Origin of the sequence: Bifidobacterium catenulatum PV20-2 (genome assembly GCF_000800455.1) — a bacterium.
In the GTDB taxonomy this organism is placed as follows: Bacteria; Actinomycetota; Actinomycetes; order Actinomycetales; family Bifidobacteriaceae; genus Bifidobacterium; species Bifidobacterium kashiwanohense_A.
Genome location: NZ_CP007456.1, coordinates 706,381 through 727,702, shown reverse-complemented (window position 1 = coordinate 727,702; position 21,322 = coordinate 706,381). Strand labels below are relative to the sequence as shown.

Genomic DNA, 21,322 nt, shown 5'->3' with positions numbered 1-21,322 from the left:
CATTGTGGACTATTCAAAGCGCACCGTTCAGGTATCGGGGCGAATGAAAATTCAAGATTCGGCTCTTGTTTCAAGAGCCGTCGCGTCAGTTGCCTTCGGTCAGATCGTCTTCGCCGAGGGTCTCCTCAAGCAGACCGTCGTTGATTTCACGGAAGGCGATGGATAGCGGCTTCTCCTGATTCTGATACTCCACCAGCGGGCCGACGTTCTGCAGCAGGCCCTCGTTAAGCTGGGTGAAATAGGAATTGATCTGACGGGCACGCTTGGCTGCGAAAATAGCCAGTGCGTACTTGGAGTCAGCATGCTCCATCAAATCATCGATCGGCGGTTCCGCAAGACCGGTCGGGGTTGGCTGAGTGCCGAATGCCATATTGATTATCTCCCAATCATCAGATAAGCCAAAAGCTTCTTTTCCAAAGTCTTAAGTATAGGGCCGCCACTGGACCTGATTCAAGCCCTTTCTCTCATGTTTTCGGCAAGCGCAAGCATCTTCGGCAATGCTCGCGAATGTAACGCTTCTGGGAATTCCACATAGTGACTCTTGACAAAACCGTGTCCCGCTTAACCACCACAATAGAGAACATGGAAATGCGATCTGCAAAACTGATGAATGGACGAGTATTCGCGGGCGCACGCGCCCTCTACCGTGCCGCTGGCGTGGACGGTAAGGATTTCGGCAAACCGATTATCGCCATTGCCAATTCCTTCGATGAGTTCCTGCCCGGCCACGTGCACCTGAACAAGGTTGGTCGACTGATCTCCGAGGCCATCAAGGAGGCCGGCGGCATCCCGCGTGAGTTCAACACGATGGCCGTTGACGACGGCATCGCCATGGGACACACCGGCATGCTGTACTCCCTGCCGAGCCGTGACATCATCGCCGACACTGTGGAATATCAGGTGAACGCGCACTGTGCCGACGCCCTGATCTGCATCCCGAACTGCGACAAGGTCGTGCCGGGCATGCTGATGGCCGCTCTGCGTCTGAACATCCCGACCGTATTCGTGTCCGGCGGTCCGATGGAGGCCGGCACCACGGTGCTTCCCGACGGAACCGTGAAGAAGAACACCGATCTGATCGACGTGATGTATGCCTCCGCCGACGACAATCTGAACGAAGAGGATCTGCTCGCCTATGAGAAGACCGTCTGCCCGACCTGTGGTTCCTGCGCCGGCATGTTCACCGCGAATTCGATGAACTGCTTGACCGAGGCCATCGGCCTGGCCCTGCCAGGCAATGGCACCATTCTGGCTTCGCACTCCTACCGCAAGGATTTGTTCAAGCGCGCCGCCGAGCAGATCGTCAAAATCGCCAAGCAGTATTACGACGACGATGACGAGAGCGTGCTCCCGCGTTCCATCGCCACCAAGGAAGCGTTCGAGAACGCCATGACCATGGATGTGGCCATGGGCGGCTCCACCAACACAGTGCTACACATCCTCGCCATGGCGCAGTCCGCCGACGTGGACTTCACGCTTGACGACATCGAGCGCATCTCCCACACCGTGCCCTGCATCTGCAAGGCTTCGCCGTCCGGCGAATGGGAGATCTCCGACGTGCATCGCGCAGGTGGCATCACCGGCATCCTCGGCGAACTCGACCGTGCCGGCAAGCTGCACCGCGACGTGCATTCCATCGATTACAAGACGCTTGAGGACAAGCTCAACGACTGGGACATCATGCGTGATACCTGCACCGAGCAGGCCAAGCAGATGTATCTGGCCGCTCCGGGCCACATCGTATCTCCTGATCCGTGGACGCACACCACTCTGTTCGATTCCCTCGACCGCGACCGTGTGAACGGCGCAATCCACGACATCGACCATCCAGCCGTCACCGAAGGCGGTCTGGCCGTGCTGCGCGGTAACCTCGCCCCTGACGGCTGCGTGGTGAAGACCGCCGGTGTGCCGAAGGAGATTTGGACCTTCCGTGGACCGGCACTGGTCGTCGAATCCCAGGAACAGGCCATCGAGGTCATCCTCAACGACACCCTGAAGCCCGGTATGGCGCTGGTTATCCGTTACGAGGGCCCGAAGGGCGGCCCTGGCATGCAGGAAATGCTGTACCCAACGTCGTTCGTCAAGGGCAAGGGTATCGGCAAGCAGGTCGCCATGCTGACCGACGGCCGCTACTCCGGCGGCTCCTCCGGTCTGGCCATCGGCCATATCGCTCCCGAGGCGGCGAACAAGGGCCCGATCGCCTTGATCAAGAACGGCGACATCATTAACATTGATATCCCGAACCGTACGGTGAACGTCGAGCTTTCCGACGAAGAGCTGGCCCAGCGCCGCACCGAACTCGAAGCCGGCGACGGCTATGTGGCGCACCGCGACCGCAAGGTCTCCCAGGCGCTGAAGGCCTACGCGGCCTTCGCCCGTTCCGCAGATAAGGGTGCCACGCGCGATCCGGAGCTGATCAACAAGCTTTCCGGTCTCGCCTGAGTTTCAACGAATCTCAAATAATACATAATGAGGATTGCGTAGTTTACTTACTGCGCAATCCTCATTTTTTTTTAAAAAAAAAACATGCGCCCGATATATTCGAACGCATGTTGCAGTCTTTACTTATTATGATTACAGATTGAATTCCGCTGCAATAAGATTCCACAGTTCATTTGCAGCATCATCGACAACATTATTGACGATGACTTTGTCGAATTCAGGTTCAGCGGCAAGCTCGATTTTCGCGGTTTCCAAACGTTTCGCCTGCTGTTCCGGGGTTTCGGTACCACGCCCGACAAGACGACGCTCCAATTCCTCGAATGACGGCGGCGCAATGAACACGGTCACCACATCAAGACCCAGCTCCCCCGCGCGCTGCTTGACGCTACGGGCACCTTGGATGTCGATTTCTAGAATGACGGGAATATTCTGTTCTAGATGTTCCACGACTGGTTTCACGGGCGTGCCGTAGTGGGCAAGACCGAAGACGTCAGCGGTTTCCAAAAACTCACCGGCATCTTCTTTGGCGAGAAACTCCTGTTCGGTCATGAAGAAATAATTGACGCCATCCACTTCGCCTGGACGTGGTTTACGGGTCGTTGCGGATACCGACAGCCAAATCTGCGGATGCTGCTCACGCACGCGTCCCAAAACGGTGCCCTTGCCAACACCGGCGGGACCACAAAGCACAATCAAACGTCCATGACGAGAGTCAGTCATTACATCCTCATTTTTCATAACAATCAGCAGAACATGGAATATGGAATCTCAGCACCGGATTTGAGAACGCGCGATTACTCCTCTTCGTCGTCGTCCAAAACCTCATCATCGATTTCGTTCTGCGCTTCAATAAGCGCCTGACGAATATCGAGCGCCACGGATTCCGTGGCCGCGCTCAGAGCGGCAATATCCGGGCCGTGTGCGGCGATAAAACGAGATACAGTGACAAGCACATTGCCCTTGGTGCCTTTGAATACCGTCTTGAGGTCGCGGGTTTCAGCACCCTGCCATCCGTAGCCCGGAGACAGAATAGGACCAGTGAACTTGGCTGGATCGACACCGGAATCATTGATCCACTGACCGATGGTGGCACCGATGATCAAGCCTACGGAACCCATACCGTCATTGCCCTTGTTGAATTTCTGCGCTGTGCTGGCGATGCCGTAGGCCACGGTTCTGCCCTTGTATTCGCCCGCCTGACGAATGGCCGTCTGCAGGCTGGCACCCTCTTGATTCGAAGTCAACGATGCGATGAACACGCCTCGACCGTTGTTGAGCGCGTCGTTGATCACGCCACCCAAAGAACGTGCGCCGTAGTACGGCAACAAGGTGATGGCATCAGCCAGCAGAGGAGATCCCGGCTTGAAATAGGCGTCGGCGAATGCGGACACTGTAGTCGGCAGACCGCCGTGCAGGCAGTCGACAATGGTGATGATTCCCATCTGACGGGCCGCATACAGTACCCGTTCGAGCGCCACGATGCCTTTCGAACCGTAACGCTCGAACATGGAGAACTGGAATTTGACGGCCGCCGCTCTCCCATTGGCTGCCTGCAACATGCGCATGGAGTACAGTTCCGCGCCTAAGGCGTCCACATTGTAGCCCCAGTCGGTAAGGAGTTGCCGATGCGGGTCGATGCCCACACACAGCGGACCATATTTGGCCATGGAATTGCTCAGACGCAGACCGAAATCCGAACGCTGGGCACTCATCTCTTCACTACTGAGGCTACTTACCATTACTCACGGCTTTCCAACTCGAACAGCTGCTGGGAATGATCCTGAATGCTCATGATCTGATAATCATTATTGCGCACAGCCTCGATGGCCATCAACACGGCGGAGAATTCCGTCATGGTGGTGAACTGAGGCAGATCCGCAGCAATGGCCGCCGAACGGATGGCATAGCCGTCGGAACGGGAGCCACGGGAGTTCGGCGTGTTGAGAATCAGATCGATGGCACCTTCTTCGATCAACTGTACGACATTCTTGCCGACGCTGCCTTCCGCATGGTAGGTGGTGATTGGATCATCCGGATCGGAATCCATACGAACGCTGATCTTATCAACGATCTTGGAGTCGATGCCATAGCGACGCAACACGGATGCGGTACCCTCGGTGGCCCAAATGTTGAAGCCAAGCTCCACCAAGCGTGCGGCGAACAACGGCAGCTGACGCTTGTCGGTGTCGTTCACGGAAATGAACACGTTGCCGCTTGTCGGCAAGCCACCGTCATAAGCGGCCAGCTGGCTCTTGGCGAACGCATGCGGGAAGTCACGGTCAAAGCCCATGACCTCGCCGGTGGAACGCATCTCCGGCCCAAGCAACACGTCGACGGTCTTGCCGAGCGGCGTGCGGAAACGCTTGAACGGAAGCACGGATTCCTTAACGGCAACCTGCTGACCGCGGCGAATATCACCGCCATCGCCGTGAGGCAACAGCAAGTCGTTGTCACGCTGCTGCTGAATGGTTTCGCCAGCCATGATGCGGGCCGCTGCCTTGGCCAGTGCCACGCCGGTCGCCTTGGAAGCGAACGGTACGGTACGGGAGGCACGCGGATTCGCCTCGATGACGTACAGCGTGTTGGCCATGAAAGCGTACTGCACGTTGATCAGGCCTTGCACGCCACAGCCCTTGGCGATGGCATAGGTGCCCTCGCGCAGGCGACGAATCTGATCATCGGAAAGGGTGCTCGGAGGCAAGGTGCATGCGGCGTCGCCGGAGTGCACACCGGCTTCCTCAACATGCTCCATAATGCCGCCGATATACAGCTCCTCGCCGTCGAACAGGGCATCAACGTCGATTTCCACGGCGTCCTGCAGGAACTTGTCAATCAGCAGCGGAGAAGGCAGACGGCCAGAAACCACGGTATCGGCCTGGGCTTCCTTCAATGCGCGATCCACGTACTTGCGTAACTGGGCATCGTCGTACACGATTTCCATGCCACGACCACCAAGCACGTAGCTCGGGCGCACCAGCACTGGGTAACCGATGTTGTGTGCCGCTTCACGGGCTTCATCAAGGCTCAGAGCGGTACCGTAGCGAGGCGCGTTCATCTCGGCCTTCTTCAGCACTTCGCCGAAGAGCTCACGGTTTTCAGCCAGATCGATGGATTCAGGCGTGGTGCCGAGAATCGGCACGCCAGCAGCCTTCAGGCGAGCTGCCAGAGACAACGGGGTCTGGCCACCAAGCTGAACGATAACGCCCTTGACAGGGCCCATCTTCTTTTCGGCCTCGTAGATTTCGAGCACGTCTTCGAAGGTGAGCGGTTCGAAGTACAGGCGATCGGACATGTCGTAATCGGTTGACACAGTTTCCGGGTTGCAGTTGACCATGATGGTGTCATAGTCCTTGCCCAGTTCCTGCACGGCATGCACGCAGGTATAGTCGAACTCGATGCCCTGACCGATACGATTCGGACCGGAGCCGAGAATAATCACGGCTTCGCGCTCACGCGGGCGCAGTTCGCTTTCGTCCGCATAGCAGGAGTAGTAGTACGGAGTCACCGCGTCGAACTCGGCAGCGCAAGTATCGACCGTCTTGAAGACCGGGCGAAGATCATACGACCAACGAAGCTCGCGGATCGTGTTTTCGCCTTCGTCTCCCAAGCGACGCAGGTGGGCGATCTGCAGATCGGAAAGACCAGCCAGCTTCGCCTTCTTCAACAGCTTGCGGCTAAGCTTCTCCGCTCCCTTGATTTCAAGAGCTGTCTCATTGATGAGTTCGAACTGGCGAATGAACCATGGGTCGATCTTGGTGGCATCGAAGATCTGCTGTTCGGTGGCGCCTCCCCACAGGGCGCGCTGAATCTGCAGATAGCGATGCTCGGTCGGCACCTTGATGGCGTCCAGCAGCTCATTGACTTCCTGTGCGGAAGGTTTGTCGCCATCCCAACTGAAGCCCATGTGGCGCTTGTCGATGGAGCGCATGGCCTTGCCGAGGGATTCCTGGAAGTTGCCTGCCAGAGCCATGGCCTCGCCCACGGACTTCATGGAGGTGGTCAGCGTCGGATCGGCACCCGGGAACTTTTCGAAGGCGAAACGCGGAACCTTGGTGACCACGTAGTCGATGGTCGGCTCGAAGCTGGCCGGAGTGGACTGCGTGATATCGTTCTGGATTTCATCGAGCGTGTAGCCAAGAGCCAGCTTGGTGGCGATCTTCGCGATCGGGAAGCCGGTTGCCTTGGACGCCAGAGCGGAGGAACGGGACACACGCGGGTTCATTTCGATGACGATGATGCGTCCAGTGTTCGGGTTGATGGCGAACTGGATGTTGCAGCCGCCAGTATCGACGCCCACGCCACGAATGATGGCGATGCCGATATCACGAAGCTTCTGATACTCGCGATCGGTCAGAGTGAACACAGGCGCCACGGTAATGGAATCGCCGGTGTGCACACCGACAGGATCCACGTTCTCAATCGGGCAGACGACCACGACGTTGTCTTTCCTGTCGCGCATCAGCTCGAGTTCATATTCCTTCCAGCCTTCGATGCCTTCTTCGATCAGCACCTCGTCGGTCGGGGAATAATGGATGCCTGCGCCTGCGATGCGGTGCAGTTCCTCTTCGTCGTGCGCGATGCCGGAACCAAGACCACCCATGGTGAAGCTCGGTCGCACAACCAGCGGATAGCCGAACTTCTCAGCGATCTTATCGACCTCTTCGAGGGAATGGGCAATATCAGAACGTGCGGATTCGGCGCCAGCCTCCTCAACGACCTTCTTGAAGAGTTCACGATCCTCACCACGGTCGATGGCTTCAAGGGAAGCGCCAATCAGCTCGACGTTGTACTTCTTGAGCACGCCGGCCTCGCCCAGTGCCATGGCTGCGTTCAGTGCGGTCTGACCACCTAGGGTCGGCAGCAGGGCGTCAGGACGTTCCTTGGCGATGATCTGCTCGAGGATCGGCGTAGAGATCGGCTCGATATAGGTGGCATCCGCCATTTCCGGATCGGTCATGATGGTGGCCGGGTTGGAGTTGACGAGAATGACTCGAATGCCTTCCTCGCGAAGCACGCGGCAGGCCTGGGTGCCCGAGTAATCGAATTCTGCGGCCTGGCCGATCACAATCGGACCGGAGCCGATGACCATCACGGACTTGATGTCTGTGCGCTTAGGCATTGTGGGTTCCCTCCTTGGCGGAACGCATGAGATCCACGAAACGATCGAACAGGTATGCGGCATCGTGCGGGCCGGCTGCGGCCTCCGGATGGTACTGCACGGAGAATGCCGGAATATCGACGCACTGCAGGCCTTCAACCACATTGTCGTTCAGATCGATGTGGCTGACGAACACCTTGCCGTACTTGCCGTTTTCGAACGGTGCGTCAACGGTTTCGCCGATCGGCGCGTCGACGGCGAAACCGTGGTTGTGCGCGGTGATTTCGATTTTGCCGGTGGTCATGTCTTTGACCGGCTGGTTGATGCCACGGTGGCCGAACTTCAGCTTGTACGTACCGAAGCCAAGCGCACGTCCGAGCAGCTGGTTGCCGAAGCAGATGCCGAAGAACGGATAACCTGCATCAAGCACCTGACGAAGCAAGTTCACTTCAGGGGCGGCCTGTTCCGGATCTCCCGGACCATTGGAGAAGAAAACACCATCAGGATGGAGAGCTTCAAGCTCGTCGAACGTGATGCTGGAAGGCACCACATGCACACGGCAACCGCGTTCAGCCATACGATGCGGAGTCATGGCCTTGATGCCAAGATCGACCGCGGCGATGGTGAACAGCGGTTCCTTGCCCGCGAATTCACCACACGGTTCGATGGTGTAGGCTTCCTTGGTGCTGACCTCGTCGTAGAGGCTCATCCCCTTCATCTGCGGAGTGGATTTGACCTCGTCGAGCATGGATTCGATGGTACGCAGCTTGCCATTGTCGTCAAGCAGGGCGTCACCGGAGAAAATCGCAGCACGCATCACACCGGCGGAACGCAGGTGACGCACCAGCTTGCGGGTGTCGATACGGCTGATGCCAACAATCTTGTTGGCTTCCAGATCATCATCAAGGCTGCCGTTGGCACGCCAATTACTCACGTTCGGGCTGGGATCGCGCACGACATAGCCGGCAACCCAGATTCGCGTGGATTCCGGATCCTCCCCATTGATTCCCGTGTTCCCAATATGAGGGAACGTCTGTACCACGATCTGACGATCGTAGCTGGGGTCCGTAAGCGTCTCCTGATAACCGGTCATGCCGGTCGCGAAAACGATCTCCCCGCTGGTCGTGCCGATCGCGCCGTAAGGCTCACCCACATACACCTGTCCGTCTTCGAGAACGAGAACGGCATCTTGAGGGTCAAACATCACGGCTTCGGAATCATACTGGTTCACCAAAACCCCCTTATAGTCAAGGTATTCGTACCAAGGATAGCGGCCGGTTAGGACTCGCGACCCGGCCGAATCGCTTAACTTTCAGCTTTATTCAGCTGAAGGTTCGGTCGGTTGCTCATCCACTTGAACGGCATCCGCATCAGCGCTGACAGCGCTGAGCAGACCGTGGATGAATGCCGGTGATTCGTCATCACACAACGTCTTGGCAAGGCCAAGCGCCTCGTCGATGGCCACCATATTCGGAACATCATCATTGAACATGATCTCCCACGCCGCGATACGCAGAATATTGCGATCGACAACGCCCATACGCTTGACCTTCCAACCGGTGGAATGCTCGTCAAGCGTGGAATCGATGGCTGCGATATGTTCCGCAACGCCACGAACGATTTCGATGGCGTATTCAGGCAGCGGAGTCTGGGCGCCGGGCTGCTCAATGCGCTCAGCAAGAAGGGACAGGATGTCCTGTCCCTTCTCATCCGCTTCATACAACGTATTCAGAGCCCTCTTACGAGCGGTGGAACGTGCCATGAAACTTCTTTCGTCCTTACTCTCAGTTCTCGCGGCCGAGGTAGGAGCCGTCGGTGGTGTTCACCTTGACCTTCTCGCCTTCGCCGATGAACAGCGGAACCTGAATCTCGGCACCAGTTTCAACGGTGGCCGGCTTGGTACCGGCGTTGGAACGGTTGCCCTGCAGACCCGGTTCGGTATGGGTAACGGTCAGGATCACGGAAGCCGGCAGTTCGACGGACAGCGGGGTGCCGTCGTGGAAGGACACGACGCAGTCGGTTCCTTCCAGCAGGAACTTGGCCTGATCGCCGACGAGAGTCTTCGGAATGTAGATCTGATCGTAGGTGGTCATATCCATGAACACGAAGTTGTCGCCGTCCTCGTAGGAGTACTGGAGGTTGCGGTTGTCGACGGTTTCGAATTCCATCTTCATGCCGGCATTGAAGGTCTTGTCGACGATCTTGCCCGAGAGGACGTTCTTGATGGTGGTGCGCACGAAAGCAGGGCCCTTGCCCGGCTTGACGTGCTGGAACTTGATGACGGCCCACAGCTGGCCATCGAGGTTCAGGACGGAACCGTTCTTGATGTCATTGGTAGTCTGTGCCAAATTAACTCACCTATTTCTTCGTCTAACAGGGAAAGCTTAAAAAGAGCCTTGCTCATTATGCCACGGTGTGCATACTTTGTCGGTAAGCCTTCCATATATAGGAAAACCTCCCTCGGCGAACATGCCTCGGGAGGTTTTCCTAAAAAACGCTAGTTCAAGCGTGCCTTGATATCAAGCAGAAACTACTCGATGATCTTGGTGACACGGCCCGAGCCGACGGTGTGGCCGCCTTCGCGCACTGCGAAGGTCAGGCCCTCTTCCATAGCGATCGGCTGGATCAGCTCAACGCCGAAGGTAGCGTGATCGCCCGGCTGCACCATCTCAACGCCTTCCGGCAGGGTGATAACGCCGGTGACGTCGGTGGTACGGAAGTAGAACTGCGGACGGTAGTTGGAGAAGAACGGCGAGTGACGGCCGCCTTCGTCCTTGGTCAGCACGTAGACTTCGCCCTCGAACTTGGTGTGCGGAGTCACGGAGCCCGGAGCAGCCAGAACCTGGCCACGCTCGACCTGGTCACGGTTGATGCCGCGGAGCAGCAGACCGGTGTTGTCACCAGCCTCGCACTCGTCCATCTGCTTGTGGAAGGTCTCGATGGAGGTGACGGTGGTGGTCTGGGTCGGACGGATACCAACGATCTCGACGTTGGAGTTGACCGGGAGCTTACCACGCTCGACACGGCCGGTAACCACGGTGCCACGGCCGGAGATGGTGAACACATCTTCGATCGGCATCAGGAACGGCTTGTCCAGATCGTGAGTCGGGGTCGGGATGTACTCGTCGACAGCCTTCATGAGTTCCTTGACGGACTCAACCCACTTCTCGTGATCCGGAGCGTCGTCGTGCAGCGCGCCGTAAGCGGAGGTGTGGATGACCGGGCAATCGCGATCGAAGCCGTTTTCGTCGAGGAGGTCACGGACCTCTTCCTCAACGAGCTCGATGAGCTCTTCGTCGTCGACCATATCGCACTTGTTCAGAGCGACGAGGATACGCGGCACGCCCACCTGACGAGCGAGCAGCACGTGCTCGCGGGTCTGAGCCATCGGGCCGTCGGTGGCGGCCACAACGAGGATAGCGCCATCCATCTGGGCAGCGCCGGTGATCATGTTCTTCACGAAGTCGGCGTGGCCCGGGCAGTCGACGTGAGCGTAGTGACGCTCAGCGGTCTGGTACTCGATGTGGGCAATGTTGATGGTGATACCACGCTGCTGCTCTTCCGGAGCGGCGTCGATCTGGTTGAAGTCGTAAGCCGGGTTGATGTCCGGGTACTCTTCGTGCAGGACCTTGGAGATGGCTGCGGTCAGGGTAGTCTTACCGTGATCGACGTGGCCGATGGTACCGATGTTAACGTGCGGCTTAGTACGCTCGTACTTTTCCTTTGCCATGTGTTTTGTCCTCCTGGACGTCTCGTAGTAAGCCTTGAACTCACTTCAAGGCACTTGCTACATTTTACTGGGTTTGACGGGTTTGTGCCACTTTGGAGCCCGAACCCAGTCAGCGCTACAGAATACTAGCGCTGACTGGAGACAGTTTCCACTTAAGCGGCAGCGCGTGTCACTCGCCGCGCTGGGCCTTGATGATCTCCTCGGAGACGTTCTTCGGAACCTCAGCGTAGGAGTCCATCTGCATGGTGAACATTGCGCGGCCCTGGGTCTTGGAGCGAAGGTCGCCGATGTAGCCGAACATTTCGGACAGCGGAACCTTGGCGTCGATGACCTTGACACCGGTGGAGTCGGTCATGGACTGGATGGAACCACGACGGGCGTTGATATCGCCCATCACGTCGCCCATGTACTCTTCCGGAGTACGCACTTCCACGGCCATGATCGGCTCGAGGATGACCGGCTTGGCCTTCGGAGCAGCTTCCTTGAAGCACATGGAACCTGCGATCTTGAAGGCCATTTCGGAGGAATCGACGTCGTGGACCTGGCCGTCGGTGACGGTAGCCTTGACGCCAACCACCGGGAAGCCGGCGAGCACGCCGGATTCCATGGCTTCCTGCACACCAGCATCGATGGAAGGAATGAATTCCTTGGTGATGTGGCCGCCGGTGACCTCGTTGACGAACTCGTAGGTCTCGCCCTCTTCGGTGTTGAGCGGCTCGAAGTTCATCAAGACCTTTGCGAACTGGCCGGAACCACCGGTCTGCTTCTTGTGCGTGTATTCCTGGTTCATGACGGCCTTGCGGATCGTCTCACGGTATGCAACCTGCGGGTTACCCACGTTGCACTCCACCTTGAATTCACGACGCATACGGTCGACGATGATGTCGAGCTGCAGCTCGCCCATGCCGGAGATCAGGGTCTGGCCGGACTCTTCGTCGGTCTTCACCTGGAAGGTCGGATCTTCGTCGGACAGCTTCGCCAGAGCGATGCTCATCTTCTCCTGATCGGCCTTGGTCTTCGGCTCCACGGCCACCTCGATCACCGGATCCGGGAAGGTCATGGATTCGAGGGAGATAGGCGCCTTTTCGTCGCACAGGGTGTCACCGGTGGTGATGTTCTTCAGGCCCACGAAGGTGTAGATGTTGCCGGCTTCGGCGGCATCGACCGGGTTCTCCTTGTCGGCGTGCATCTGGAAGATCTTGCCGACGCGTTCCTTCTTGCCCTTGGTGGAGTCAAGCACGGTGTCGCCCGGGGTGACGGCGCCGGAGTAGACGCGCACGAACACGAGCTTGCCGTAGAACGGGTGAGTAGAGATCTTGAAGACCAGGGCAGAGAACGGATCATCGGTGGTCGGCTTGCGATCGATCTCGATGGATTCGTCCTTAGGATCGAAACCGACGATGGACGGAACGTCCTCCGGGCTCGGCAGGTAGTCGACGACGGCGTCCAGCATCGGCTGAACACCCTTGTCCTTGAAGGCGGAGCCGCAGAGCACCGGGTAGGCTTCACGGTTAATGGTGAGCTTACGGATGCCGCTACGGATCTCGTCCTCAGTCAGTTCGCCGGACTCGAGATACTTCTCAAGCAGCTCTTCGTCGGACTCTGCGACCTGGTCGAGCAGCTCTGCACGATACTGCTCGGCCTTGTCCTGCAAGTCGGCCGGGATGTCGGTAGTGTCGTAGTGAGCGCCCATGTCGCCGGAAACGTCGTTCCAGACGTAAGCCTTCATACGAATCAGATCGACAACGCCAGCGAAGTCGTTCTCAGCGCCGATCGGCAGCTGCACGACAAGCGGGGTCGCGCCCAGCTTGGTTTTGATGGTGTCGACGGAGTAGTAGAAGTCAGCGCCGAGCTTATCCATCTTGTTGATGAAGCAGATACGCGGAACGCCGTACTTGTCAGCCTGACGCCACACGGTCTCGGACTGCGGCTCCACACCTTCCTTGCCGTCGAACACGGCAACGGCACCATCGAGCACGCGCAGGGAGCGCTCCACCTCGGCCGTGAAGTCCACGTGGCCCGGGGTATCGATGATGTTGATCTGGAACTTCTGCTTCTCGTCATGGGTCTGACGGTTCCAGAAGCAGGTGGTTGCAGCGGACTGGATGGTGATGCCGCGTTCCTGCTCCTGAGCCATGAAGTCCATCGTCGAGGCGCCGTCATGGGTCTCGCCGATCTTGTAGTTCTTGCCGGTGTAGTACAGGATACGTTCGGTGGTAGTGGTCTTACCGGCATCGATGTGAGCCATGATGCCGATGTTACGGATCTGGTTGAGATCATTGAGCACGTCTAGTGCCATGAGTGTTCCTTAACTCTCGTTCTCGACTAATTACCAGCGGTAATGAGCGAAGGCCTTGTTGGCCTCTGCCATCTTATGAGTATCCTCGCGACGCTTGACAGAAGCACCAAGGCCATTGGAGGCATCGAGGATTTCGTTGGCCAGACGCTCAGCCATGGTCTTCTCACGACGGGCGCGGGAGAAGTCGGTCAGCCAGCGCAGGGACAGGGTGTTCGCACGAGCCGGCTTCACTTCGACCGGAACCTGGTAGGTAGCGCCACCGACGCGGCGGGAGCGAACCTCGAGGGACGGACGGATGTTGTCGAGAGCGCGCTTAAGCACTGCCACCGGTTCCTGATCGGTCTTTTCCTTGACCATATCGAGAGCGGAGTAGACGATGTCTTCGGCGATCGACTTCTTACCGTCGAGCAGAATCTTGTTGATGAGCTGTGCCACAACAGTGGAACCGTAAATCGGATCCGGCAGCAGCTGATGCTTCTTGGAAGGTCCTTTACGTGACATATCTCTTACTTCGCCTTCTTTGCTCCGTACAGGGAACGACCCTGCTTGCGATCCTTCACACCCTGGGTATCGAGGGCGCCACGAACGATGTGGTAACGAACACCCGGCAGATCCTTGACACGGCCGCCGCGCACGAGCACAATGGAGTGCTCCTGCAGGTTGTGGCCTTCGCCCGGGATGTAAGCGGTGACTTCCACACCGGAGCTCAGGCGCACACGAGCGACCTTACGCAGTGCCGAGTTCGGCTTCTTCGGGGTGGTGGTGTAAACACGGGTGCACACGCCGCGGCGCAGCGGGCTTCCCTTCAGTGCCAAAGTCTTGGACTTCTTCGGCTTTGCCTGACGTCCCTTACGGACGAGCTGTTCAATAGTAGGCAACTTGAATTCTCCGATTCAGTGGTTTCTCTTGCTTTTGTGTGACCGCCGCACTGCACCCACACTCCACGCATCTGAATCGTGAAGATAGCCACAGTCCACCGGCCCGATGGCCCATCCCTCTCTCACCGTCGCATTGCTGCGCGTGATGCAATCGAGTTCTGGGATATCCCAACCCGCACGCCTGTCACATAAGGCATGCCGTTGGCACACACGAATTATCAGTATACGGATTCCCAAGACATTCCAACATGCCGTGTCGCAAATCGCAAAAGGAATGGCCCCGGATCCTTTCGAATCCGGGGCCATCCACTCGGGAAGGAGGTTCCCACTTCTTTGCTACTCGCTACCTTACGCGCACTCTTCAGTCTCGTTGTCTGTTTTGCATTTGCGGCCCGGCGCCTACGCCGTACTGCCCCATTGCCGCCGTCTCGAATCGCTATTGTTCAGTTATATCTTAAAGGCGTTGCGCATGAACCTCTCGGCCATAGGCGCTTCGTTGCGACCTGACGAATTCTCGACTGATCCACAACTCCGGCCTTCAATTACAGTATACCCCAAAACGAACAAAAAACACGGGTGAAGACGCCCTTAAATCCCAATAATTTCAATCATTTTGCCTACATCAACATAAAGCAACAAAACATCACAATGACACGTTTGCACCACTCAAAACAAAACATTCCCTGAATCATTTTGAAAGATTCAGGGAATGCGCAATATGACGACGGAATCTACTGACGAATGTCAGCTGTTAGCTGTTTCGGCAGCGTCTTCGCGGGCCTTCGCAGCCGAGCCCTTCTCGCCATTGTCGGAATCAGGATGGATCTGATGCCTGTCATCATGCTCACGCCACCAGCTGGACAGCACGGAACCGGAAATGTTGTGCCAAACGCTGAAGAACGTGGACGGCACCGCGGCCAACGGATTGGAAGCGAACGACGTCAGCGCCAAAGTCGCTCCCAAAGCGGAATCCTGCATGCCGACCTCGAAGGTGATGGCTTTCTGCTGTGCATAACGGAAGCCCTTCGGATATACCTTGTACATAAGTTTGGAGAAACCGAAGCCCAACGCGTATCCGCACAGGTTGTGCAGAATGACCACCGGGATGGCAAGCAGCGAGGAAGCCACGAACAGCTTCGGACCATTGGCTGCGACGACCACGCCGATGATAAGCAGGATGGCCACCTGGGACACGATCGGCAGAGCGACCGTAATCTTCTCGATCTTCTCGCCGAAAATAGCATGGCAGATCACGCCAAGAGCGATCGGGAACAGCACCACCTTGACCGCATTGAGGAACAGGGATTCCACCGGAACCGACACATACTGGGAAGCCAGCCACTGCATCAACAGCGGAATCATGAACGGCGCGCACAGCGTGGACAAAATGCCGATGGACACGTCCAGCGCCACATCGCCACGGCTCAGATAGCTCATCACGTTGGACGAGGTTCCGGACGGGCAGCAGCCGACCAGAATCACACCGACGGCGAGCGCACCATCAAGACGGAAAATCCAGCACAGCAGCACAGCCACCAACGGCATGATGACGAAGTGGGCCACGGTACCGACGATGACCATCAGAGGCTGGGTGAGAATGCGCTTGAAATCGTCAAGGGTCAAGGTAAGACCCATGCCGAACAGCACGATACCCAGGAAATAACCGGTATAGGATTTGCCCCACAAGCTTGCCTGCGGCACGAAATAGTTGAACACGGCCCACACAATCACAATCGCGGTGAACCACTTGGTGAGCCAATCACCAAACGCTTTGACCTTCTGCATGAATCTCTCTTCCTTCACACTTCACAGCTTTTCGGCCGATGATCCGCATACGCCGAAAACACTCCGAGACGGCCCACACCGCCATTACAGCACACCCTTACGCATGCAGCGACTACAAGGTACGCGTGGGTTCCGGCTTTATGTAATATGCCGTTCACATAATGAACAGTCCACAGCGCAAGCCGACGGTAGGCACACGCAACACGCCGATGTAGACATAGCTGGAAAATCGTGTATAGTTTTCACCTGTTGCGCTTCTGCATGAAGCGAAAACATGGTGGCTATAGCTCAGTTGGTAGAGCATCTGATTGTGGTTCAGAAGGTCGCGCGTTCGAGCCGCGTTAGCCACCCCGGTAGAGACCTCGGAAGAAATTCCGAGGTTTTTTGCTATCCGGACGGCTTGAATAACAGCAAACAGCCGGTCGCAAGTCATCAGCATAAGTCAGATACAAGGAGCGCATCATGCTGTCTTTTGAAAACGACTATTCCTGTACGGCAACACCGGAAATCATCGAACGCATCGAACAGATCGCGCAGAACCAATATCCGGGTTACGGCAATGACAGCATCTGCGAAAGCGCGAAAACCAAGATTCGCGAAGCATGCTCCCGCCCCGATGCTCAGATCTTCTTCCTGGTAGGTGGCACGCAAACCAATCAGACCATTATCGACTCCATCACACCGCAGTACGCCGGCGTGGTCGCGGCAAACACCGGCCACGTGAACGTGCATGAGGCGGGCGCCATCGAATTCACCGGCCACAAAGTGCTGACGCTCCCCCACCATGACGGCAAGATCGATGCGAACGAGCTCGATGAATATTGCGCCACGTTCTATGCGGACGGCAACTACACGCATATGGTATTCCCCGGATGCGTGTACATTTCACAGTCCACTGAATATGGCACACTCTACACGCTCGACGAACTCGAAGCGATCCGCAAGATCTGCACGACGTACGACATGCCATTGTTCATCGACGGCGCACGACTCGGCTACGCGCTGACCGCAACCGGCAACGACGTGACGCTTGAAGACATCGCGCGCATCGCAGACGTGTTCTACATCGGCGGCACCAAGGTGGGTGCCATGTTCGGCGAAGCAGTGGTGTTCACGCACGGCAACATGCCGAAGAACTTCGTGACGCTCGTCAAGCAGCATGGAGCTTTGCTCGCCAAGGGATGGTTGCTGGGCGTGCAATTCGACACGCTGTTCACCGACAACTTGTACTGCAGAATCGCCCGCCGCGCCAACGATGCTGCCGACCGCATTCGCGATGTGCTCGTGAAACGCGGCTATACGCTCACTTTCAACGCGCCGACCAACCAGATCTTCATCACGCTCGACAACGAAACTTCCGAACGTTTGCAGCGCAGCGTGCGCCTCGGCTTCATGGAAAAGGCCGATGACACGCACACGGTGATGCGCATCTGCACCAGTTGGGCCACCACCGACGAGCAGGTTGAGCAGCTGATCGCACTGCTATAGCGCATCGCCGATGGGAATAGGCATAGAATAATTATTAAAAAACGAACAATAAAAGGCGCAGGATTTGCATCCCACGCCTTTTTTTGTTTACATAACAGCCATTAATCACGTTCGTGGTTTTATTTACGCCGCATATTACGCATTGCTTTATTTGCCGATATTGTCGGAGATCGCCTCGCGTTCCATCGCAATGAACTTATGCACGGACGCCTCCACTGAATAATGTTCCTTGGTGTGTTCGGCATAGATTTCGCCCCATTTCGACAATTCGTCGGGGTGGTCGATCCACCAATCGATGCGTCTCACCAACGCTTCCACATCGTCAACGGGGAACAGCGACTCATCCCGCAACGCAAACTGGCCTGCCGCACTCAACGGCGATGAGGCGATCACCGGAACCAAGCCGGCAGCCATACCCTCGATCACACTCACCGACTCAAGATCGGCAATCGAAGGATGCACCAGCAGATCGCCAGAACGCAGCAAAGCCGGCATTTCTGCGTTCTTATGAAATCCAATCGACGCCGGTCTGGAAAGCAAGCGTGACGCAAGTCGCTGCAATTTCTTTTTCAGAGGACCAGTGCCGGCAATCGTCAATTCGATATCTTGCGCATGCCTGCAACGTGCGATTGCCTGAATCAACGCGACATGATTCTTTTCGTTCGTCAATCGTCCGGAAGAGACGATATGGAACGGAATCGGCGCGGATTTCCCTGCATCATGCTGCGTTTTCGGAGTGAATCGCGCTTCGTATCCGTTGGAAATCACGTGCAGTTTCGCTTTGTATCCGTGGGAACGCAGCAGACTTGCGCCAAGTTCGGTGGGCACATGCACATGGTCAATTTTGCGATACAGCCACAGATTGAACAGCCAGTAGATAAACGAGTCGATACCCGGAATATATTTCAGAGGACCCGCCGAATATGTGATGTTCTCCGGCTGCACATGATAGCCCGCAGTAACCGCGATTCCCATCTGTTTGGCGACTTTGCAAGCATGCTGGCCAAAACGGAACGGAGTGTAGATATGCACCACGTCCACTCCTTGAAACGCGGTTCTGAACAGCGTGTCGCTCGGTTCGGCGAACTGCATCTGCTGCTTCTTCGCCACCCAACTGACCAGAGGCACATGGTTGACTCGCGCCGGGTATTCAGGCGCACCAACGCCTACGAGCCTGACCGTATGGCCTTGCCGTTTCAATTCCTCCGCCCATTGCAATGCCGAATTCGAAGTGCCATTGCCTCGATTTCCCGACGTGTCGACCACCATGGCGATGGTCAGGGGGCGTTGCGTTTCTTCCTGTTCCGTCTCAGACATGCACTCCATCCTACGCCAATGGCACAATGGAAGACATGACTGCAAAGAATCATGCCTTAGGCACTCCGCTTGGTAAGCATCCGACTCGTGTTCTATTCCTTGGCTCCGGCGAGCTAGGCAAGGAAGTCGCTATTGAACTCATGAGGCTTGGCGCATGGGTATGTGCGGCCGATTCCTATGAGGGCGCTCCGGCACAACAGGTGGCACACGAATACCGTGTGCTCGACATGGCCAATGCCGAACAGTTGCGAGCATTGTTCGACGAAATTAAGCCAGACATCATTGTGCCGGAAGTCGAAGCGATCGCCACCAGCGAACTGGCCGCCGCGGCCGAACGTGGCGCCCAAGTGGTACCCAGCGCCGAAATCGCATCCATTTGCATGGATCGTGAACGTTTGCGCGTGCTTGCGCATGAGGAATTGGGACTGCCTACCACCCCGTACCGCTTCGCAGGCTCGCTGGAAGAGCTTCGCGCTGGGGCAGAAACGGTTGGCTACCCGTGCGTGGTCAAGCCGATTATGAGTTCTTCCGGTCATGGCCAGTCCGTGGTTCGTTCCGCCGAAGCGATTGACGCAGCTTGGGTTGAGGCACAGGAAGGTCGTCGCGCGCACGACGAAGGTGACGTTTCCCGAGTGATTGTAGAAGCGTTGGCTCCGCTTGACTACGAGCTGACGGTGCTGACCATCAGCTCCAGCGCCGGTATCGTGACCTGCGCTCCAATCGGACAGCGTCAGGAAAGCGGCGACTATCGCGAATCCTGGCAGCCTGCTTCCTTCACACAGGATGTGCTTGTGCAGGCGCAACGCATCGCGCGCAACGCAGTGGAAGGTCTGGTGGCGAAGGCCAAGGCTTCCGGCGAGAAGGGTTGGGGCGTGTTCGGCGTGGAGCTGTTCGTACTGACCGACGGTTCCGTGCTGTTCAATGAGGTCTCCCCACGTCCGCATGACACTGGCATGGTCACGATGGCGTCGCAACGGTTAAGCGAGTTCGCCCTGCATGCGCGTGCGATTCTTGGACTTCCGATCACGCAAGATCATGTTGCGCTGTCGATTCCGGAAGGTTCGGTTGCAGCCAGCCATGCGATTGTGGTGGAAGGCGACGGCGAAGCTGAGTTCCGCAATGTCGGTGCGGCATTGGCTGAACCGGGCACCGACCTACGTATCTTCGCCAAGCCGGAAGTGCACGGCCATCGACGCATGGCAGTCGCCTTGGCTGTTGGAAGCGACGCAGGCGACGCACGCAACAAAGCCGCGCAGGTCGCACAATCACTTGATATTGCAGTCATCTGATCCTATTTCGATCTCAATGTGATTTCACAATCGAATCTTTGTGCGGAAGTTGCACGGGAGGCTTTCGCAACTCGGCCGAAAACGCGCCGAATGTAGCCTCCCGTTGGTATCTTGTTAACCGTCAAGTTCACCAAATTATCTACCTCCCAAACACCAGGAAAGGCGAGTAATGGAGAAGTTGGAAAAGCTCTACGAGGGCAAAGCCAAGCAACTGTACGCAACTGACGATCCGGAGGTGCTCTGGGTCGAATACAAGAACTCCGCTACCGCAGGTGACGGCGAGAAGAAGGAAGACTTCGCCGGCAAGGGCAGGCTGAATAACCTCATCACCACGCTGATCTTCGATCTGCTCAAGAAGCGCGGTATCGACAGCCATCTGGTGGCTCGCGTAGGCGAAACCTCCCAGCTGGTCAAGAAGGTCACCATGTTCCCGCTCGAGATCGTGCTGCGTAACACCGCCGCCGGCCACTTCTGCTCCCGTCTGGGCGTGGAAGAGGGCATCGAGCTCAAGGAGCCGGTGCTGGAGTACTTCCTGAAGAACGACGATCTGCACGATCCGTTCGTGAACGATGACGATCTGGTTGCGTTGGGCGTGTGCACACGTGAGGATCTGGCTGAGATTGCTCCGCTCGCCCGCCGTATCAATGAGGCCCTGATCGAGATCTTCGCCAAGATCGATGTCAAGCTTGTGGACTTCAAGATCGAAATGGGTCGTACTTCCGACGGCACTCTGCTGCTCGCCGACGAAATCACCCCGGATTCCTGCCGTCTGTGGGATCAGCGTGATCATTCCGGCAAGGTGGAGCATCTCGACAAGGATCTGTTCCGCCGCAACCTGGGCGACATCATCCCGGCCTACGAAGAAATCGAAAGCCGTTTGGCCGAACTCGCCAAGTCCGAAGGCATTGAAGTCGCAGAGTAATGCATTCGCGAGCCCGCATCTGAGGTGGAAACCGGATGCGGGCTTCATTGTTTCAAATCTTCATATTTTCTTAT

Annotated in this window: 16 protein-coding genes, 1 tRNA gene and 1 pseudogene; 5 read left to right on the top strand and 13 right to left on the bottom strand. The window is 57.0% G+C overall.

All coding sequences use genetic code 11. The features are described 5' to 3' along the window. Nucleotides 1-85: 85 nt before the first annotated feature. Nucleotides 86-370, bottom strand: a complete 285-nt coding sequence (rpoZ, locus tag AH68_RS03065; protein ID WP_003836480.1) for a DNA-directed RNA polymerase subunit omega — start codon at nt 368-370, stop codon at nt 86-88. Between the two features lie 212 nt (nt 371-582). Here rpoZ and ilvD point away from each other — a divergent pair, with 212 nt between their 5' ends. Next, the gene (gene ilvD, locus AH68_RS03060) at nt 583-2,442 is read left to right on the top strand and encodes a dihydroxy-acid dehydratase (RefSeq protein WP_039197545.1); all 1,860 of its coding nucleotides are present in this window, start codon (nt 583-585) and stop codon (nt 2,440-2,442) included. 132 nt (nt 2,443-2,574) lie between these two features. On the opposite strand, the gene gmk is transcribed toward ilvD, so the two are convergent. From gmk to AH68_RS03005, 11 genes and pseudogenes are all read right to left on the bottom strand, one after another. Further along, a complete protein-coding gene (gene gmk, locus AH68_RS03055; RefSeq protein ID WP_039197543.1) occupies nt 2,575-3,162 on the bottom strand; it encodes a guanylate kinase in 588 nt (195 codons plus the stop codon). A 74-nt stretch (nt 3,163-3,236) separates the two neighbouring features. Beyond that, a complete protein-coding gene (gene pyrF / locus AH68_RS03050) occupies nt 3,237-4,181 on the bottom strand; it encodes an orotidine-5'-phosphate decarboxylase (RefSeq protein WP_039197542.1) in 945 nt (314 codons plus the stop codon). Beyond that, nucleotides 4,181-7,561, bottom strand: a complete 3,381-nt coding sequence (gene carB / locus AH68_RS03045) for a carbamoyl-phosphate synthase large subunit (protein WP_039197540.1) — start codon at nt 7,559-7,561, stop codon at nt 4,181-4,183. Before carB ends, pyrF begins: the two co-directional genes overlap by 1 nt. Further along, on the bottom strand, nt 7,554-8,744 hold the full coding sequence (carA, locus tag AH68_RS03040) for a glutamine-hydrolyzing carbamoyl-phosphate synthase small subunit (protein ID WP_039199724.1): 1,191 nt from the start codon (nt 8,742-8,744) through the stop codon (nt 7,554-7,556). Before carA ends, carB begins: the two co-directional genes overlap by 8 nt. A gap of 117 nt (nt 8,745-8,861) precedes the next feature. Continuing rightward, nucleotides 8,862-9,302, bottom strand: a pseudogene (nusB, locus tag AH68_RS03035) (transcription antitermination factor NusB); the annotation flags it as partial. Between the two features lie 22 nt (nt 9,303-9,324). Next, nucleotides 9,325-9,888 (bottom strand): elongation factor P, encoded by a 564-nt coding sequence (gene efp / locus AH68_RS03030; protein WP_003836469.1) that lies wholly within the window; start codon nt 9,886-9,888, stop codon nt 9,325-9,327. 182 nt (nt 9,889-10,070) lie between these two features. Then, entirely contained in the window at nt 10,071-11,270 is a 1,200-nt protein-coding gene (gene tuf / locus AH68_RS03025; RefSeq protein ID WP_003836467.1) for an elongation factor Tu, read from the bottom strand. A gap of 169 nt (nt 11,271-11,439) precedes the next feature. Continuing rightward, on the bottom strand, nt 11,440-13,569 hold the full coding sequence (fusA, locus tag AH68_RS03020; RefSeq protein ID WP_004219516.1) for an elongation factor G: 2,130 nt from the start codon (nt 13,567-13,569) through the stop codon (nt 11,440-11,442). A 30-nt stretch (nt 13,570-13,599) separates the two neighbouring features. After that, nucleotides 13,600-14,070: a 30S ribosomal protein S7 gene (gene rpsG, locus AH68_RS03015; RefSeq protein WP_003836460.1), complete on the bottom strand. Its 471-nt coding sequence runs from the start codon at nt 14,068-14,070 to the stop codon at nt 13,600-13,602. 5 nt (nt 14,071-14,075) lie between these two features. Further along, nucleotides 14,076-14,447, bottom strand: coding sequence for a 30S ribosomal protein S12 (rpsL, locus tag AH68_RS03010; protein WP_003808601.1), 372 nt, complete (start codon nt 14,445-14,447; stop codon nt 14,076-14,078). Between the two features lie 744 nt (nt 14,448-15,191). Continuing rightward, nucleotides 15,192-16,232 carry a bile acid:sodium symporter family protein gene (locus AH68_RS03005; protein ID WP_039197526.1) on the bottom strand — a complete coding sequence of 347 codons (1,041 nt, stop codon included), beginning with the start codon at nt 16,230-16,232 and terminating at the stop codon, nt 15,192-15,194. Between the two features lie 277 nt (nt 16,233-16,509). On the opposite strand from AH68_RS03005, the gene AH68_RS03000 reads away from it, so the two are divergent. Both AH68_RS03000 and AH68_RS02995 read left to right on the top strand, forming a co-directional pair. Beyond that, nucleotides 16,510-16,582, top strand: a tRNA-His gene (locus tag AH68_RS03000). 112 nt (nt 16,583-16,694) lie between these two features. Continuing rightward, nucleotides 16,695-17,720, top strand: a complete 1,026-nt coding sequence (locus tag AH68_RS02995; RefSeq protein WP_039197524.1) for a threonine aldolase family protein — start codon at nt 16,695-16,697, stop codon at nt 17,718-17,720. Nucleotides 17,721-17,867: 147 nt separating this feature from the next. Here the strand turns inward: AH68_RS02995 and AH68_RS02990 are convergent, their stop codons facing one another. Next, nucleotides 17,868-19,046: a glycosyltransferase gene (locus AH68_RS02990; protein ID WP_144245682.1), complete on the bottom strand. Its 1,179-nt coding sequence runs from the start codon at nt 19,044-19,046 to the stop codon at nt 17,868-17,870. A 26-nt stretch (nt 19,047-19,072) separates the two neighbouring features. On the opposite strand from AH68_RS02990, the gene purT reads away from it, so the two are divergent. Together purT and purC are read left to right on the top strand one after the other, a co-directional pair. Beyond that, entirely contained in the window at nt 19,073-20,326 is a 1,254-nt protein-coding gene (gene purT, locus AH68_RS02985; RefSeq protein WP_039197520.1) for a formate-dependent phosphoribosylglycinamide formyltransferase, read from the top strand. 169 nt (nt 20,327-20,495) lie between these two features. Beyond that, a complete protein-coding gene (gene purC / locus AH68_RS02980) occupies nt 20,496-21,248 on the top strand; it encodes a phosphoribosylaminoimidazolesuccinocarboxamide synthase (protein ID WP_039197518.1) in 753 nt (250 codons plus the stop codon). Nucleotides 21,249-21,322: the final 74 nt, after the last annotated feature.

Excerpts from the sequence above, each read along its gene's own strand:
- AH68_RS03005 (WP_039197526.1), bottom strand. The coding sequence starts at position 16,232 with ATGCAGAAGGTCAAAGCGTTTGGTGATTGGCTCACCAAGTGGTTCACC.
- fusA (WP_004219516.1), bottom strand. The coding sequence starts at position 13,569 with ATGGCACTAGACGTGCTCAATGATCTCAACCAGATCCGTAACATCGGC.
- AH68_RS02995 (WP_039197524.1), top strand. The coding sequence starts at position 16,695 with ATGCTGTCTTTTGAAAACGACTATTCCTGTACGGCAACACCGGAAATC.
- gmk (WP_039197543.1), bottom strand. The coding sequence starts at position 3,162 with ATGACTGACTCTCGTCATGGACGTTTGATTGTGCTTTGTGGTCCCGCC.
- ilvD (WP_039197545.1), top strand. The coding sequence starts at position 583 with ATGGAAATGCGATCTGCAAAACTGATGAATGGACGAGTATTCGCGGGC.
- rpoZ (WP_003836480.1), bottom strand. The coding sequence starts at position 370 with ATGGCATTCGGCACTCAGCCAACCCCGACCGGTCTTGCGGAACCGCCG.
- purC (WP_039197518.1), top strand. The coding sequence starts at position 20,496 with ATGGAGAAGTTGGAAAAGCTCTACGAGGGCAAAGCCAAGCAACTGTAC.
- purT (WP_039197520.1), top strand. The coding sequence starts at position 19,073 with ATGACTGCAAAGAATCATGCCTTAGGCACTCCGCTTGGTAAGCATCCG.
- AH68_RS02990 (WP_144245682.1), bottom strand. The coding sequence starts at position 19,046 with ATGGAGTGCATGTCTGAGACGGAACAGGAAGAAACGCAACGCCCCCTG.
- carA (WP_039199724.1), bottom strand. The coding sequence starts at position 8,744 with ATGTTTGACCCTCAAGATGCCGTTCTCGTTCTCGAAGACGGACAGGTG.
- carB (WP_039197540.1), bottom strand. The coding sequence starts at position 7,561 with ATGCCTAAGCGCACAGACATCAAGTCCGTGATGGTCATCGGCTCCGGT.
- rpsG (WP_003836460.1), bottom strand. The coding sequence starts at position 14,070 with ATGTCACGTAAAGGACCTTCCAAGAAGCATCAGCTGCTGCCGGATCCG.
- pyrF (WP_039197542.1), bottom strand. The coding sequence starts at position 4,181 with ATGGTAAGTAGCCTCAGTAGTGAAGAGATGAGTGCCCAGCGTTCGGAT.
- tuf (WP_003836467.1), bottom strand. The coding sequence starts at position 11,270 with ATGGCAAAGGAAAAGTACGAGCGTACTAAGCCGCACGTTAACATCGGT.